Origin of the sequence: Bacillus sp. FJAT-26390 (assembly GCF_001682865.1) — a bacterium.
GTDB lineage: Bacteria > Bacillota > Bacilli > Paenibacillales > Paenibacillaceae > Pristimantibacillus.
Genome location: NZ_MAQX01000036.1, coordinates 176,931 through 193,793 on the forward strand (window position 1 = coordinate 176,931; position 16,863 = coordinate 193,793).

General features: G+C 49.6%; 17 protein-coding genes. 1 reads left to right on the forward strand and 16 read right to left on the reverse strand.

Annotated features, from left to right (window positions below):
- Positions 1–15: 15 nt before the first annotated feature.
- Positions 16–1,425: a class I SAM-dependent rRNA methyltransferase gene (locus A7975_RS31485; RefSeq protein WP_255314630.1), complete on the reverse strand. Its 1,410-nt coding sequence runs from the start codon at positions 1,423–1,425 to the stop codon at positions 16–18.
- Positions 1,426–1,532: 107 nt separating this feature from the next.
- Between A7975_RS31485 and A7975_RS31490 the strand changes: the two genes are divergently transcribed.
- The gene (locus A7975_RS31490) at positions 1,533–2,507 is read left to right on the forward strand and encodes a Na/Pi cotransporter family protein (RefSeq protein ID WP_065387762.1); all 975 of its coding nucleotides are present in this window, start codon (positions 1,533–1,535) and stop codon (positions 2,505–2,507) included.
- A 1-nt stretch (position 2,508) separates the two neighbouring features.
- On the opposite strand, the gene A7975_RS31495 is transcribed toward A7975_RS31490, so the two are convergent.
- From A7975_RS31495 to lepA, 15 genes are all read right to left on the reverse strand, one after another.
- A complete protein-coding gene (locus A7975_RS31495; protein ID WP_053376831.1) occupies positions 2,509–2,940 on the reverse strand; it encodes an NUDIX hydrolase in 432 nt (143 codons plus the stop codon).
- A 113-nt stretch (positions 2,941–3,053) separates the two neighbouring features.
- On the reverse strand, positions 3,054–4,445 hold the full coding sequence (gene mtaB, locus A7975_RS31500) for a tRNA (N(6)-L-threonylcarbamoyladenosine(37)-C(2))-methylthiotransferase MtaB (RefSeq protein ID WP_065387763.1): 1,392 nt from the start codon (positions 4,443–4,445) through the stop codon (positions 3,054–3,056).
- Between the two features lie 5 nt (positions 4,446–4,450).
- Entirely contained in the window at positions 4,451–5,227 is a 777-nt protein-coding gene (locus A7975_RS31505) for an RsmE family RNA methyltransferase (protein WP_065387764.1), read from the reverse strand.
- 99 nt (positions 5,228–5,326) lie between these two features.
- Entirely contained in the window at positions 5,327–6,001 is a 675-nt protein-coding gene (locus A7975_RS31510) for a site-2 protease family protein (RefSeq protein ID WP_065387765.1), read from the reverse strand.
- Positions 6,001–6,981 (reverse strand): 50S ribosomal protein L11 methyltransferase, encoded by a 981-nt coding sequence (prmA, locus tag A7975_RS31515; RefSeq protein WP_065387766.1) that lies wholly within the window; start codon positions 6,979–6,981, stop codon positions 6,001–6,003. The genes A7975_RS31510 and prmA overlap by 1 nt, the downstream gene beginning before the upstream one ends.
- 235 nt (positions 6,982–7,216) lie before the next feature.
- Positions 7,217–7,423 (reverse strand): hypothetical protein, encoded by a 207-nt coding sequence (locus A7975_RS31520; protein WP_065387767.1) that lies wholly within the window; start codon positions 7,421–7,423, stop codon positions 7,217–7,219.
- Complete coding sequence (locus tag A7975_RS31525; RefSeq protein WP_065387768.1) at positions 7,423–7,578, reverse strand: YfhD family protein; 156 nt, start codon at positions 7,576–7,578, stop codon at positions 7,423–7,425. Before A7975_RS31525 ends, A7975_RS31520 begins: the two co-directional genes overlap by 1 nt.
- Positions 7,579–7,689: 111 nt before the next feature.
- A complete protein-coding gene (gene dnaJ, locus A7975_RS31530) occupies positions 7,690–8,820 on the reverse strand; it encodes a molecular chaperone DnaJ (RefSeq protein ID WP_053376837.1) in 1,131 nt (376 codons plus the stop codon).
- A gap of 104 nt (positions 8,821–8,924) precedes the next feature.
- Complete coding sequence (gene dnaK / locus A7975_RS31535; protein WP_053376838.1) at positions 8,925–10,760, reverse strand: molecular chaperone DnaK; 1,836 nt, start codon at positions 10,758–10,760, stop codon at positions 8,925–8,927.
- 84 nt (positions 10,761–10,844) lie between these two features.
- Positions 10,845–11,405 (reverse strand): nucleotide exchange factor GrpE, encoded by a 561-nt coding sequence (gene grpE / locus A7975_RS31540; protein WP_065387769.1) that lies wholly within the window; start codon positions 11,403–11,405, stop codon positions 10,845–10,847.
- Positions 11,406–11,465: 60 nt separating this feature from the next.
- Positions 11,466–12,491 carry a heat-inducible transcriptional repressor HrcA gene (gene hrcA, locus A7975_RS31545; RefSeq protein ID WP_053376840.1) on the reverse strand — a complete coding sequence of 342 codons (1,026 nt, stop codon included), beginning with the start codon at positions 12,489–12,491 and terminating at the stop codon, positions 11,466–11,468.
- Positions 12,492–12,650: 159 nt separating this feature from the next.
- Positions 12,651–12,926, reverse strand: coding sequence for a hypothetical protein (locus A7975_RS31550; protein ID WP_053376841.1), 276 nt, complete (start codon positions 12,924–12,926; stop codon positions 12,651–12,653).
- A 205-nt stretch (positions 12,927–13,131) separates the two neighbouring features.
- Positions 13,132–13,602, reverse strand: coding sequence for an N-acetyltransferase (locus tag A7975_RS31555; protein ID WP_053376842.1), 471 nt, complete (start codon positions 13,600–13,602; stop codon positions 13,132–13,134).
- A 93-nt stretch (positions 13,603–13,695) separates the two neighbouring features.
- A complete protein-coding gene (gene hemW, locus A7975_RS31560; RefSeq protein WP_442950634.1) occupies positions 13,696–14,856 on the reverse strand; it encodes a radical SAM family heme chaperone HemW in 1,161 nt (386 codons plus the stop codon).
- 140 nt (positions 14,857–14,996) lie between these two features.
- On the reverse strand, positions 14,997–16,814 hold the full coding sequence (gene lepA / locus A7975_RS31565) for a translation elongation factor 4 (protein ID WP_065387770.1): 1,818 nt from the start codon (positions 16,812–16,814) through the stop codon (positions 14,997–14,999).
- Between the last annotated feature and the right edge of the window lie 49 nt (positions 16,815–16,863).

Here is a 16,863-nt window from a genome sequence, read left to right on the forward strand (position 1 = left end):
TCCGTTAATTATCGGTTATTTGCTTCTAACTTCAAAAATCGCGAATTTCAAGTAATGACCTTCGTTCACGCCAAGCAGCTGAGGGTGATCCTTGCCCGCTGCGCGCCACTCGACTAAACGGAGCATCTTGCCTGCATCGACCGCCGCTTCTTGAATCGTCTCCAAAAATAATTCAGGCTTCATATGGTACGAGCAGCTTGCCGTGACAAGGTATCCGCCTTCATTCACAAGCTTTAGCCCTTGAAGGTTAATATCCTTGTAGCCGCGGCATGCGCCCGGAACAGCGCTTTTTGTTTTGGCAAAAGCGGGCGGGTCCAGAATGACGACATCCCATGTCCGTCCAGCGGCGCCTTCAAGCTTCTTCGAGGTATCCACGCCGCCAAGGCCGCGCTGCTTCCGCTCGTCGATTCCTTTAACTTGCGTGCGCAAATACTCAAACGCATCCGCAACGACAAACTCAACGCGGTCTGTAAAGCCATTGCGCTCGACATTGCGCTTCGCTGTATCGATGGCATGCTCCGAGACATCAAGGCAAGTTACCTTCTTAGCGCCATATTTGCAAGCATGCAGCGTGAAGCTGCCGGTATGCGCGAAGCATTCAAGCACAGAAGCGCCGTCCCAATAAGGGAACGTAACGATCTTGCCATTTGCATTAACGGGAACAAGGTTCGCAGAATCCGCTGCCTTATGCGCCGCAAGTTCGCCCGAGCCTGCCAATCCCGATTCCGCTGCTTCGCGATCTGCTAGGCGAATGCCGCTGCGGCCGCCCCAGCCTGTCATAAGCGGTGCGATGGCTGCGCGATTCTCCCGTTGATCGAAGAAATAGCCAGTTTTTTGGCCTTCTACAATATCAACCTCCAGCTTCAAGCCGTTCTCCTCGATTTCAATAATCGATGGACAATCGCCATATAGTACGCCCGTACGCTCCTCCAGCCCTTCAAGCAACCGAACGCTGACGTCGCTGCGCTCATATATGCCTTGCGGCTGGAACACTTCGATTAGCGCTTCTATTAGCGCTTCTCTTCTCGCGTCCATTCCAAGCGTGAGCAGCTGAAGCACCAGCACATTGTTGAAGCGGTCGACAACAAGGCCCGGCAGGAAATCCGCCTCGCCGTAAACGATGCGGCAATCGGAATCTTTAACGAAGCGGCGGCGATGCTCCTGGCACTTTAGAAGCCTGTCGCGGAAAAAGCTAACGTCCATTGCCGCGATCGGTTGATAGGACACCACTCTTACCGTAATCTGCGATTTAGGATTCCAATAACCCGTTGCCAAATAACGGCCTTGATGCGTTACGATATCAACCAAATCTCCGGGCTGCGCCTCGCCTTCCAGCCGATCAATTTCTGTTGCATAGACCCAAGGATGTCCTTGCTCCAGCCTTTTTTTTCTCGCCTTTAGTAGAACTACTTTTGGATTACTCACGATTGTCTCTCTTCCCCTCATTGAGCTTGCTTGTCATGCTTGTCTCGCTGGCGGCATATGTATACTTACGAAATGAACTTTTCACTAACAAATAAGGAGACCGTCTAATGGTTCAAACGATTCTTATTCCGATGCTGCTCGGTTTCGCTGTATTCATGTGCGGCATGAAGCTGATGGAGCTTGCGCTCCACCGATTGGCAGGCCCTTACTTGACCCGCTTCCTTGCTCGTTCTACCGCAACGCCAATCCATGGACTGGTGATCGGCACCGCCTCCACAGCTTTCCTGCAGAGCAGTACGGCTGTAACGGTTATTGCAATCGGCATGGTTAATGCCGGCTTGCTTACCTTCCCTCGTACGCTCGGCATCATACTCGGCACGAATATCGGCACCTGTATAACGACGGAGTTGATCGGTTTAAATTTAAATAAGCTTGCCATGCCATTGCTAATCGTAGCGATGTGCACATGGCTTGTCACGGCGTTGTTTGGCGAGATCCGGCTATTTCCGGCCATTCGAAGCGCACGCTGGCTCGATACGCTGCGTTCATCGTCGGTCGTTCTGTGCGGCTTCGGCCTGCTTTTGACGGGCATCACTATGATGCAGGGCGTCGGCCCTGCCGTACAAGATAGCCCTCTGTTTGGATGGTTTCTAGACAAAGCAGACGATAGCTTATGGTGGGGTCTAGCAGCCGGCGCCATACTTACCGCTGCCGTTCATAGCAGCGCTGCCGTCATAGGCATTATTATGGGCTTCGTATCCATCGGCGCTATGCCTATTGAGCTTGGAATCGCAGTCGTGCTTGGCGCTAATATCGGCACATGCGCTACCGCGCTGCTTGCTTCCATTGGCGGCACTAAAGCCGGGCAATATGTAGCATGGTCTCATGTCGTCTTGAACGCCGGAGGCGCCTTGCTGTTCATGCCCTTCACCGGCGAACTCACCCTGCTGTCGGAATGGATCTCTTCGTCCCCGGCAGGGCAAATCGCCCATACGCAGACGATCTTCAACATTCTCAGCTCATTGTTCGCATTGCCATTTTGCTACCTGGGCGCATTTCGCCGGCTGGACCCTGTCCGCTAGCTTAATCCGTTTGCAGCCCTAGCAAATGAAACGCTCCGGCTACGATGCGATGATTGTTATCGTAGCCCGATTGCTTCTGACGCTTCCACGCCTCTTGAGGATCAAACCAGTCGACGCCGCGAATTTCCTCCACCTGCGCCTGCAAGGAGCCGCCAACGGCTTCCACCAAATAATAATGAACCTCTTTATCTACCGTGCCGTGAGCTTCATGCTCATATTTGTATTTGATTTGGTCAATCGGAGCAATGATCACTCCTTCAAGACCTGTCTCTTCGACAATTTCCCGCAATGCGGTCTGTTCAATCGTTTCGCCGGCCTCCATCTTTCCTTTTGGCAGCGATACTTTTCCATAACGATCCTGAATGAGCTGAATTTGCAGCTTACCTTCCTCGGTGCGGCGGTAAACGACTCCGCCTGCTGAAATTTCCTTCATGTCCGTTTCCCCCTTACAGCGGTAATGTTTAGTATATGCAGCAAAGGATTCCTCCATCTTTTCCGTAGAAGGAATCGATAAGCAAAGGAATCCCCGTATTTGTGAAGCTTACGTTATGCCCTAATGGCTTCCGGACGCTCAAGCACGAAGCTGTGAAGCTCCATCTCGCTCGACTCAGCAGGGTGATCTTCCATGACGCGGACAAGCTTCGCTCGGCATTCATTGACGCCTGCTTCGGTAATTTTGACGCGGCATAATTTGCCGATCAAAGCCTCCGAGCCGTCAAACACCACTTGAATGTAGTTGTCCGTATAACCCATAACGAGTCCCGTTCCCGGCGCACCCTTGTAATCGCGCTCAGGAATGACGTCAAGCACTTGGCCAACGTACTGCTTCGCGTATGCAAGCTGCATTTTTTCGGAGAGATCAATCAGCTTGTGGACCCGCTCATTTTTGATCTCTTCATCCACCTGCTCCTCCATCCGAGCCGCAGGCGTGCCTGTACGCTTGGAATAAGGGAACACATGCATTTCCGCGAATTTGAGCTCTTCCATGAAGCGGAAGCCGCTCTCGAACATTTCTTCGGTTTCGCCCGGGAAACCAACGATGACGTCAGTCGTAATCGCCACGCCAGGCATCGCCTCATGCAGGCGTTTAATCTTAGCGGCAAATTCAGCCGTCGTATATTTGCGGCGCATCCGCTTAAGCACGGAGTCCTCGCCGGCTTGCAAAGGAATATGAAGGTGACGGCACATTTTGCTCGAACGGTTCAGCACGTCGATCATCGCATCATCGATTTGACTTGCTTCGATCGAACTGATCCGAATGCGCTCTAGCCCTTCAACCTTGTCCAAATCCCATAGCAAGCTTGTTAGATTGTAATTTTCCATATCATCGCCGTAGCCGCCGGTATGAATTCCGGTAAGCACGATTTCTTTGTAGCCAGCAGCTACCAGCTGTTTCGCCTGCTCTAAGACGCTTTGCGGAGCACGGCTGCGAGAAAGTCCGCGTGACCATGGAATGATGCAGAATGTGCAAAAGTTGTTGCAGCCCTCTTGAATTTTCAAGAACGCACGCGTCCGCTCGGAGAAATCGGGAACGTCCAGCTCCTCAAAATCGCGCGTTTTCATAATGTTTCTCACGGCATTTACCGGCATGCGGTCGCCTTGAATTTGATTAACGAAGGTCATGATCTTCTCGCGGTCTTGCGTACCGATGACAAGGTCAACGCCCTCAATCGCCATAATTTCTGCTGGAGAGGTCTGAGCGTAACAGCCCGTCACCGCAATAACGGCATCGGGATTGCGACGCACAGCCCGCCTAATGATCTGGCGGCTCTTTTTGTCTCCCGTATTGGTTACCGTACATGTGTTAATTAAATATACGTCTGCGGTCGATTCGAAATCGACCTGCTCGTAGCCTTCGTTTTTGAATAGCTGCCATATCGCTTCTGTGTCATAGAAGTTTACTTTGCAGCCTAGCGTATAAAATGCGACTGTTGGCATAGTAGTTACGCTCCTCCCATTTCTCCGGATTCATATAACAAGCAGGTTAATCCTACAATGCCTGCTGTTTCCGTTCTTAATATTCTTCTGCCTAATCCAACCAACACGGCGCCTGCCGCTTCCGCTTCAGCTGCTTCGCGATCTGTGAAGCCGCCCTCCGAGCCTACGATGAGCAGCACGCTTGGGCTGCTGGCCATATCTGCACGATTGATCCACTCGCGTACCGCGGAGCCAATACCCCGCCCATGAGCGGCATGGCCCTCGCGCTCGAAGCAAAACAGCACCAGATCATAAGAGCCGAACGACTGGATAAGCTCCTTCCAGCTTTGTAGCGACTCAATGTCCGGAATCCGGTTGCGATGCGCCTGCTCCGCCGCTTCCTTCGCGATCTTGGTCCAGCGGTCTATGCGCTTGGCTTCCTTCTTGCCATCGTACTGAACGATCATTCGCTCCGATTGGAAAGGCTTGAACGCATAAGCGCCGATCTCTGTCCCTTTTTGAATAACGAGCTCCATCTTATCGCCTTTCGGCAAGCTTTGCGCAATCGTGACTGCCCAATTAGGCTCACTATCCGCGCTTAGCATCTCAACTATCTCAGCCATAATGAGCGTTGGAGAAGCCTCGCGTACCGCGACAAGAGCAGTACGCGACTGTCCGTCGCTGACGATAAACTTATCGCCTGGCTTCGTGCGCATGACTCGGACCGCATGATGCGCATCCTCGCCGATTATGCGGATATCGGAGTCGCCAAACTGCTCCGCCGCTACAAAATATCGTTGCATCGCTCTTGCCTACCACCCTTAAACAAATTCCATCCTTCATAATAGCATGTTTATATTCATGAAATCTATCAGAAACCGTTGCCAATCATCCATGGCTTTTTAAAAGAAGATCTGGTAAACCCATGCGAAGGTGTTGTTCATTAAATCAGCGCCTAATCCTAATATCGGATCAAGCGTAACGCTGCGCAGCGGCGGGATAAACACAATCAACAAAAAGATGAACATTCCCCACTGCACATTTTGATCCATTTTGTACCGAAGCCTTAGCGGCAATAGATCGGCAATAATCCGGTAGCCGTCCAGCGGCGGCAGCGGAATTAAGTTGAAAATAAACAAAAGAAAGTTATACCAAATAAAATAATCAAAAAACCGGTCTACCGCCGCGCTGACGCCAACGGAAGCACTGTCTAGAACGCCGGAGGCGATAAGTGCAACATATATGATAATGCCAAGCGTACCGATAATCAAATTGCTTAGCGGGCCAACAAGCGTCACGATAATGCTCATGATTCTTGGACTGCTGAACTTGCTCGGATTAACCGGAACCGGCTTTGCCCATCCAAAACCGGCGATCAGAATAAGGAGCGTTCCAAGCACGTCTAAATGCACGCGCGGATTAAGCGTAACTCTTCCCGCGTTATACGCGGTGTCGTCGCCAAATTTATAAGCGCTGTATGCATGAGCGAACTCATGCACCGTAAACGCAATAATTAATGCCAATACGATAAATGGCAAATCTTCAAGCGGAAATCGCAAAAAGCTTTGTAAGTCCATTAACCCACCTGCGGCTTTCTCGCTACGAATGCGATCCATTCCTCATCGCGGCGTTTCTCTAAAATCTCAAAGCCAGAGCGGATTAGGCCCTCTTCTACATCGGTTTCCTTGTTCTTATATACGCCTGATGCGATATAAATGCCGTTAGGCTTCAGCGCTGCGTACACATCATCTACAAACAGCAGGATGATTTCCGCCAAAATATTCGCAACTACCAAATCGACCGGTACAGTCACAGCCGTTGCTTCTTGTCCGGCGTCAGCGCCCTTGATTACGCCAAGCAAGTCGCTTAAGCGTACTTCAACCTGATCGGATAGATCATTAAGCTTTACGTTCTCCGTTGCGCTGGTTACGGCAATCGGGTCAAGGTCAAGCGCAAGCACGCTTTTCGCTCCAAGTCGGCAAGCTCCGATTGCAAGGATGCCTGAGCCTGTGCCGACATCGATAATTTCTTCTCCGCCTTTAATGACAGATTCCAGCGTCTGCAAGCACAGCGCAGTCGTTGGATGGGTACCCGTGCCGAAGGCCATGCCTGGATCAAGCTCAATAATCCGTTCGTCAGGGCCTGCCTCATACACTTCCCAAGTTGGCTTAATCGTCAGCTTATCCGAGACACGGAGCGGCTTAAAGTACTGTTTCCACGCCGTTGCCCAGTCCTCTTCATCTACGACAAGCGCCGAATACTCTACGCTGCCCGGATCGATATCAAATTCGCGAAGCTCCTCAATGCGAGGCTTAAGCGATGCGATAAGCTCATCCGTATTCGTATCTTCGCCAAAATAACCCTTAATGATGGCTTGGCCTTCTGGTATATCGTTAAGCGGCAGCTCATACCATTGTCCAAGCGATGTATCGCGCTGCTTGCTGAGTGTACCCGATTCTTCAATGGATACGCCGCCAGCTCCGAGTTCATGCAAAAAGTTCGATATCATCTCTTGCGCCTCTTCAGTTGTTGAGATCGTAATTTCATGCCATTTCATATGTATTATCCTCCAATGCCAATCGTAAACGGCCATCGCCGACTTCAGTCGGCTAGACAAACGTTTCGCTAGTAAAAACCTAACATCTATTGTACACCAGAGTAGCACCTTTGCACAAAAAAATGACGCAAACGACCTATTGCCGCATTAATGCTTGAATACGTTACAGATACATGCATACAGAATAGGTCAAGCAAAAGAGACTGCAGGCCTTTGGGCCCGCAGTCTCTTTTGGTTAAAAGCTCGTCGTATTCACATTTCCGCCTATTTGCTGAATTAAATGAAGTGCTCGCTCAGCGACAGCTTCATCTACGGTTGCTTTCAGCAGACCGTTATCGAATAATCCGTTCACTTCAATCGCACGGAGCGCTTGCAGCTTGCGCGACGCTTCAAGGGCTGCACCCTCGCCATTAAACGTTGCTTGGATTTCGATTTGGCTCATTATTCCTGCTCGTTGCGCTCATCGGCTGCTGCTGCGCGCTGCGCTGCTTTGCGATCAGCTTCGTCAGCAAGCTCTTCGGAAAATTCAACATCCTCGTTTTTCCCTACAGGCTGGTTGCCAAAGTTTTGTTTCTCCAAGTTGTTTTGATCAGTCATCGTTTAATTCCCTCCGGTTGTTTGTTGATGTATGGTTTTCCTTCCCGAATAGAATATGTTTGTCCACCAAAATCTATACAGCCATAAAAAGAAAAAAAAAGGCGTGCCGGGTTATTCACCGCGGAACGCCTTTTTCATTTTATCAAATATAGATTCATGATGCTCATGATCATTCGTTACGGCATCGCCGCTCAGCCCGCCAAATTGGCGAAGAAGATCCTTCTGATCGTCCGTCAAGCTCGTTGGCGTTACGATCGTCACCTTCACGTGCTGGTCGCCTTGACCGTAACCGCGCAATTTAGGAACGCCCTTGCCCTTAAGCCTAAAGTAAGTGCCCGTTTGCGTGCCTGCCGGTACTTTCAGCTTCACTTTCTCCGTTAGCGTAGGAATCTCGATCTCATCCCCAAGCGCCGCCTGTACGAACGTAAGCGGTACCTCGCAATAAATATCGTCGCCTTCGCGTTCGAAAAACTCATGGGATTTCACGCGAATGACAATATACAAATCGCCCGCAGGACCGCCGCGCAGACCGCCTTCGCCCTCGCCCGTCATCCGGATTTGAGCGCCGTCATCTACACCGGCTGGGATGCGAATATTGATTTTGCGCTGGCGCTTCACTTTGCCCGCGCCGTGGCATGTTGTACATTTGTCTTTAATCACGCGGCCTGTGCCGCTGCAATTCGTACAAGCACGGCGGTTGACCATACGGCCAAACGGCGTATTCTGTACAACCTCCTGCTGCCCGCTGCCCTTACATACCGAACAGGTTTCCGGTTTAGTACCCGGCTTCGCACCGTCGCCGTGACAGGTATCACAGGTCTCCGTGCGCGGAATCGTAATTTCCGTTTCTTTGCCGAATACCGCTTCCTTGAACTCGACCGTCATCGTATACTGCAGATCGTTACCGCGCTGAGGCGCGTTCGGATCGCGACGTCCGCCGCCACCGCCAAAAAACATATCGAAAATATCGCCGAAGCCGCCGCCAAAATCCGCGCCGCCTCCTCCGCCCATGCCTTGATTTGGATCAACATGGCCGAACCGGTCATAAGTCGAGCGTTTGCCGTCATCGCTTAGTACGTCATAAGCTTCCTTAACTTCCTTGAACTTCGTCTCTGCATCCGCAGCTTTGTTCACATCGGGATGATATTGACGTGCAAGCTTACGGTATGACTTTTTAATATCCTCTGCCGATGCATCCTTGCCTACACCTAGCACTTCATAAAAATCGCGTTTGTCTGCCACCTGTTCTCACCTCCGCTATCTATCCTATGATTCCATGTGCCTATGCGCGCGAAAGGAGGTCAAAGCCAGGTAGCGCCTGTCTTTGACCTCTCGCTCGCTACACTTTATTTATTATCGTCAACAACTTCGTAATCCGCGTCTACTACATTGTCTTTTCCTTTTGCTGCGCCAGCGCCCGCATCCGGACCCGCGCCTTCAGCTCCTTGCGCCGCTTGCTCGTAAAGCTTCACGGAAAGCTGTTGCACGATTTCAGTCAGCTCAGCTGCGGCTGCGTTGATTTGCTCAAGATCGTCAGTAGCAAGCGCTGCTGTAACTTTTTCTTTCGCAACGTTCGCTTTTTCGATTTCGGAAGCATCAACTTTATCGCCAAGATCTTTAATCGTTTTGTCAACGGAGTAGACTAGTTGGTCAGCGCTGTTTTTTGCTTCAACGAGATCACGGCGCTTGCGATCTTCTTCAGCGTTAAGCTCAGCATCCTTCATCATTTGGTTGATTTCATCTTCACTCAAGCCGCTTGAAGATGTAATCGTAATTTTTTGGCTTTTGCCTGTTCCTTTGTCAAGCGCGGATACGTTAACGATACCGTTCGCATCGATGTCGAAAGTAACTTCGATTTGAGGCACGCCGCGTGGAGCAAGAGGAATATCGTTCAATGTGAAACGGCCTAGCGTTTTGTTGCCGGCAGCCATCGAGCGCTCACCTTGCAAGACGTGAATTTCAACGCCCGGCTGATTGTCCGCATAAGTCGAATACACTTGGGATTTGCTTGTAGGAATCGTCGTGTTGCGGTCGATCATTTTTGTGAACACGCCGCCTGCTGTCTCGATACCAAGCGACAATGGAGTAACGTCTAGCAATACAACGTCTTTCACATCGCCAGTAAGAACGCCCGCTTGTACGGCAGCGCCAAGAGCAACAACCTCATCCGGGTTAACGCCTTTGTGCGGATCTTTGCCGATCAATTTTTTAACCGCTTCTTGTACCGCAGGAATACGCGTAGATCCGCCTACTAGTACAACTTTATCGATATCGCTGGAAGACATGCCAGCATCGCTAAGCGCTTGACGAGTAGGTCCAAGCGTACGCTCAACCAGTCCAGCAGCAAGCTCTTCAAATTTCGCGCGAGTTAGGCTTAGCTCCAAATGCTGTGGAACGCCGTCAACCATCGTAATAAACGGAAGCGAGATCGCGGATGTCAATGTACCGGAAAGCTCTTTTTTCGCTTTCTCAGCAGCATCTTTCAAACGTTGAACCGCTGCTTTATCTTTGGAGAGGTCAATGCCTTGGTCTTTTTTGAATTCAGCAACGAGGTGGTCGATGATCACTTGGTCGAAGTCATCGCCGCCCAGCTTGTTGTCGCCGCTTGTTGCTTTAACTTCAAAGAAGCCGTCGCCAAGCTCAAGAATGGAAACGTCAAACGTACCGCCGCCAAGGTCATAAACAAGAATCGTTTGGTCTTCTGTTTTCTCAAGGCCGTATGCAAGTGCAGCAGCAGTCGGCTCATTCACGATACGAAGCACTTCAAGACCAGCGATTTTACCAGCATCTTTTGTTGCTTGGCGCTGGCTGTCATTGAAGTATGCAGGAACGGTAATAACCGCTTGGGTTACCGTTTGACCTAGGTAAGCTTCCGCATCAGCTTTCAATTTTTGCAAAATGATTGCTGAAATTTCTTGCGGCGTATAATCTTTGTCATCGATTTTTTCTTTGTGGTTCGTACCGATGTGGCGTTTGATCGAGCTGATAGTACGATCTGGATTCGTGATCGCTTGGCGTTTTGCCGTTTCACCGACGACACGCTCGCCGTCTTTCTTAAAGCCTACAACCGAAGGGGTTGTACGGTTGCCTTCTGGATTCGGGATAACGACTGCTTCGCCGCCCTCCATTACTGCTACGCAAGAGTTTGTTGTACCAAGGTCAATACCAATTACTTTACTCATAGCTATAGTTCCTCCTACATTCATTTGTATTTTTACGCAAAATAAAGCTTTTTGTATTCAAATCTATTAGTGAAGTCATAAGCGTTAGCCGCTAACTTTAACCATGGCTGGACGCAAGACTTTATCTTTCAAGATATAGCCCTTCTGTACTTCCTCCACAATAATGCCTTCCTCATGCTCGTCGGATTCAACCTGCATAATGGCTTGGTGGAAATCAGGGTTAAACGGCTCACCAACAACGTTCATTGCTTTAAGGCCTTCCTGCTCGAGCGTCTGCTCCAGCTGGCGGAAGATCATATCCACGCCCTTTGCGAGCGATTCAAAATCACCGTTAACCGATGCCGCAGCAACTGCGCGTTCAAAATTATCTACAACCGGCAAAAGCTGACCGATCAGCTTCATCGATGCGTATTGTCCTAGTTCTTCCTTTTCCTTCAACGTGCGGCGGCGGAAATTGTCGAAATCCGCTTGCGCCCGTAGGTATCGCTGCTGGTTCTCTTCCGCTTGCTTCACAAGCTCCGCATAACGCGCATCTTCCTGAGTTTCCTCATTTGCCGTTTCCTCGAAAGCCTGTTCTGATTGCTCAGCAGATACTACTTCTTCTGCAGCCTCAACTGCTTCATTATGTTGTTCTTTCGTACTCATGCAATCACCTCCTTAAAAGTTTACGAAGTAAACTTGGCATCGTAAGCTTCGGTATAAACACTATTTATACCAGCGGCTTAGAAGAACCGCCATATCCTTGGATATAATATCCAAAAGACTAATGACTTTGCCGTATTCCATTCGTGTAGGTCCTAGAATGCCGATCGTTCCCAGCGATTGGCCATCAATGGCATAGGTTGCTGTGATTAGACTGCAATCGCTAATTGCCTTATGGTCATTTTCTGTCCCGATACGTACTTGTATACCTGACGGAAGGCCGGTAAACATTTTCATAATGGCTGGTGTCTCATCAAGTAAATCCAAAATCGTCTTAACTTTGTCAACGTCCTTAAACTCAGGCTGCGTCAGCATATTTGTCGTACCGCCAAGAAATATGCGATGCTCATCCTCGTTCTGCAGCGCATGGTCCAGCACCTGAAGCAGCTGTTCATAATGATCAACATGCCGCTCAAGCTCTTGCCCAACTTCGGTGTAAAGCTTCGACCTTAGGCGAATTAGCGGAACGCCAACAAGCCTCGTGTTCAAAATGTTAACGACCTTTTCCATATCCTCCATTTTGAGGCCCTCTGGAATTGAAATCGTCCGATTCTCAACATGCCCGGTGTTCGTCACGATAATGGCAACTGCCGAGGTTTGGTCCAGCGGCACTAGTCCAAAATGTTTAAGTGACGTACTGAACATTTCCGGTCCAAGCAAAATGGATGTATAATTGGTCAAATTGGAGAGGATCATGGCGGTTTGCTGAATGACCTGCTCCATTTGGTTCATTTTGTCCGTAACGAAAGAGCGGACCATGCCAATGTCGTTCTCATCCACTTCGTTAAGCTTTACTAAATGGTCGACATAATAACGGTAGCCTTTCGTGGACGGGACACGCCCTGCTGACGTATGCGGCTGCTCTAGGAAGCCAAGCTCCTCAAGATCCGCCATTTCGTTGCGAATGGTAGCCGGACTGAAGCCAACGTCGCCGCGCTTCGAAATACTGCGTGAGCCGACCGGTTCAGCCGAGCGAATATAATCATCCACAATTGCATGCAAAATCATCCGTTGTCGTTCCGTCAGCATTCGAATTCCCCCTACGTAAATGTTAAATCCGTTATTTCGGTTTACCATCGTTAGCACTCAATACAATCGAGTGCTAATCATTACTACAAAAATACCAAACCAGCTTGTCGATTGTCAAGTCGGTTCGGCATTTTTGTCGCCTATTTTATAAACGTCTCATTATACTTTATGCACTCTTCCTGCTTCGTCGACTGCAAATTTCTCTCTTCTAACCCGGTTAGCGCCTTGATACAGTTCAACGATTCGATTCGGAGAAACAGAGTCATCTATAGTTACTTTCCAACCGTTCGTGTTTAGCAAAGCGAATACCTCGTCAAATTCCATTGCTTTAAATCCGTAAAATCCGCTTAATCCCGCCCATTTCTTCAGCAGCACCGTTGTGACATGCTTCAGCTTATCTTCTACCGCTACGATTTGATCTTTTTTTTGGCTCATTTTTTATTTCTCCTCTATATGACAATAAACATCTATCTTGACTATATACCAAAACGCATGACATTACTATCAACGAGTTCGGACAAAGTACCTTTTGGCCTATCGCTGCAAAAAACCACTTTCCCATTAGCCGCATACAAGCGCTAAGGGATAGTGGTTTTATTTTTCAAGCAGAATCGCTCGGATTGCTTCATTTGCACTCGATTTAGAACAGCATCTTTAATACGGCTATTTCATCGCAGGCAAGCTGCTTCGGACAATTGACGCAATCTTTCCATACTTTTTCGGGGAAAATTTCTTTGTCTACAACCTTGAAGCCATTTTTCTCAAAAAAGGAAACGGCGTACGTCAAAGCCATAATTTTCGGAATCTGCTGTTCTCTTGCCTGTTCGATCAAAGCGTCCACCAGCTTGCTTCCGATTCCGACGCCTTTGTACCCCTCAGACATGCCCAGCGACCGAATCTCTACTAAATCCTTGCCCAGTCTTGTAAGGGAACCGCATCCGACAACCTCGTCCCCAATCTCCGCGACGACGAATGTATCTATCATATATTCGAGCGCTTCCCGAGTGCGAGGCAGCATAATGCCTTTCTCGGCATAACCTTTAATTAATTGAAACAATGTCTCGATATCGCCTGATGTCGCTTTTCTACATACGACCTGCAATGCCTGCATTTGTGCCTTCGCCTCCACCCGGTGCAAGTTCAAATTCAATATGAATAAATATACACTAGATTGAATTTTTTCTCAAGAGGATTTTAGCCGTTTTTATCCGATAAAAGCACCGAACACTTCGTTCCCGAGAAGCACACCTTTATCCGTCAGACGGTAAATCGTATCCTCCTCGGTTTTCTCCGACTCTAGCAGGCCGTCATTCATTAATTTATTTATAATATCGCCGAACTTGCCCTCAAGCGTTTGTCCTGGGAACTGATTGGAGAAGCGGGATGCCGGCACGCCTTCTAGCAGTCTGAGACCCACCATCATTAAATCCTCCATCGCCTCCGCTTCAGGCACCTCAAGCGTTTCAAGGCGAGGAAGCTTCTGCGCCGCAGCCTCGATATAAGGCGTAATCCCCTTCAAGTTAACATGGCGCATGCGATCTGCATAGCCGTGCGCTCCCGCTCCTAAGCCGTAATACGGCTCATTGCGCCAGTAGGTGGAATTGTGGCGGCTTTCATAACCCGGCTTGGCGAAATTGCTAATTTCATAGTGCGCATAGCCGTTCTCTCTCAGCATGTCCATTAGCAGAATGAACATATTAAACTCTTCTTCTTCCGGAGGCAGAGGCAGCTCATTGCGTTCGTAGAGCTTATGGAACAGCGTATTTTCTTCAACCTTGAGACTGTATATGGAGTAATGGGGCAAACCAAGCTCCATCGCACGGCTAACGCTGTCTCTGAGCAGCTCTACCGTCTGGCCAGGCAGGCCGAACATTAGGTCAATGGAAAGGTTGGTGAAACCGACCGCGCGCGCATTTTCGATGCTGCGATAAACATCGTCCACGTTGTGAATACGGCCGATCCGCTCCAGCAAGCCGTTGTCAAAGGACTGCACCCCGAAGCTGATTCGATTTACGCCGCCTTCCTTCATCGCGGTCAGCTTATCAATATCCGTTGTTCCCGGATTGGCTTCCATCGTGAACTCTACATTTGGCGCAAGCGGAAAATAAGTCCGAACCGCCTTCAAAAATCTTTCCATCTGCGGCGGAGTGAGTACGGTTGGCGTACCGCCCCCAACAAATACGGTATCGATCTGTTCGGGCGGCCACTGTTCAACCGTCCGCTGCATTTCCATCTCTAGCGCATCCAGGTACTGGTCGACCGGCTGCCCCTTCAATACATAAGAGGTGAAATCGCAATAGTGGCATTTGTTCGTACAAAATGGGATGTGTATATATAAAGCGCGCGGTGATTGCGTTATAGTCATCGTTAGCATTCTCCTTCAAGCGCAAACGGCTGAAACCGATCTTGCGCGGCCTTACGTTTCGCATTGAAAATATAATCGTAATTCCAGTCACTATCAACAGGAAAGAGGGAGAGCAGCGCCCTCCCTCATCCTCGTACGTCTTAATCCTCGCCGATTTTGAGCACCGCCATGAACGCTTCCTGCGGCACCTCTACACTACCTACCTGCTTCATCCGCTTCTTGCCTTCCTTCTGCTTCTCAAGCAGCTTACGCTTCCGGCTAATGTCACCGCCGTAGCATTTGGCAAGAACGTTTTTGCGCATCGCTTTAACCGTCTCACGAGAAATAACCTTGTTGCCGATAGATGCCTGAATCGGCACCTCGAACATTTGACGCGGTATCAGCTCTTTCAGCTTCTCGCAAATCACTTTGCCGCGCTGGTACGCACGGTCACGGTGAACGATAACCGACAAGGCATCAACCTGCTCGTTGTTAAGATTAATGTCCATTTTGACCAAATTGGATCTGCGATAGCCGATTACCTCATAATCGAACGAAGCATAACCCTTCGTGCTCGATTTGAGCTGGTCGAAGAAATCGTAAACGATTTCCGATAGCGGCACGTTGTACGTAAGCGTAACGCGATTCGTGTCCAAATATTCCATGTTAACGAATTCGCCGCGCTTGTTCTGGCAAAGTTCCATAATCGCGCCGACGTAGTCGTTCGGTACAATAATCGCTGCTTTTACGAATGGCTCTTCGACAAAGTCAAGCTTGCCAGCTTCCGGATAGTTCGATGGATTATCGATCTCCATCGAGTCGCCATTCGTTAGCGTTACTTTGTAGATAACGCTTGGCGCAGTCGTAATGAGCGGAATGTTGAATTCCCGTTCGATGCGCTCTTGAATAATTTCCATATGCAGCAAGCCTAGGAATCCGCAGCGGAAGCCAAAGCCTAGTGCTGTCGAGGATTCCGGCTCATATCTGAGCGATGCATCATTGAGCTCTAGCTTCTCAAGCGCCTCGCGCAAGTCGTTATAGTCCTGCGTCTCGATCGGATAAAGGCCGCAAAATACCATTGGATTGATCTGGCGGTAGCCCGGCAGACGCTCAGGCGACGGCCGCTTCGCATCAGTAACCGTGTCGCCGACGCGTGTATCCTTCACGTTTTTGATTCCCGCTACGACGAAACCAACATCGCCAACCGCGAGCTCCTTCACAATCGACATGCGCGGCATAAAGGCTCCAACCTCAATTACCTCAAACTCTGCACCCGTAGCCATAAACCGGATTTTTTGGCCTGCTTTGATGCTTCCGTCCACTACTCGCACATAGACGATAACGCCTTTGTAAGGATCGTAATGGGAATCGAAAATAAGCGCTTTAAGCGGCTCGTCCGGATCGCCAATCGGCGATGGCATCTTGGCTACTACCTGCTCAAGAATTTCTTTAATGCCGATACCGGCTTTTGCCGATGCAAGAACCGCATCGCTCGCATCAAGTCCGATCACATCCTCGATTTCCTGCTTCACCCGTTCTGGCTCAGCGCTTGGCAAATCGATTTTGTTGATAACAGGCACGATCTCCAAATTGTTGTCGAGCGCCAAATATACGTTGGCAAGCGTCTGTGCCTCGATACCTTGCGCAGCGTCCACTACGAGCAAAGCGCCTTCACATGCTGCGAGTGAGCGTGAAACCTCGTATGTAAAGTCGACGTGTCCAGGCGTATCGATCAAATTCAGTATATACTCCACGCCATCATCTGCCTTATAAGCCAAACGAACCGCTTGCAGCTTAATCGTTATTCCGCGTTCCCGCTCCAAATCCATTTGGTCAAGAACCTGCTCTTGCATCTCGCGAGATGACAAAGCGCCGGTAAATTCCAAGATCCGGTCAGCAAGCGTTGATTTCCCGTGGTCTATATGCGCGATAATGGAAAAATTTCTAATTCTTTTTTGTCGGTCACGTACGTCAGTCATGCCTAACCCCCACAATTTCCAATAATGCTAATCATTCCTCCTATTATAT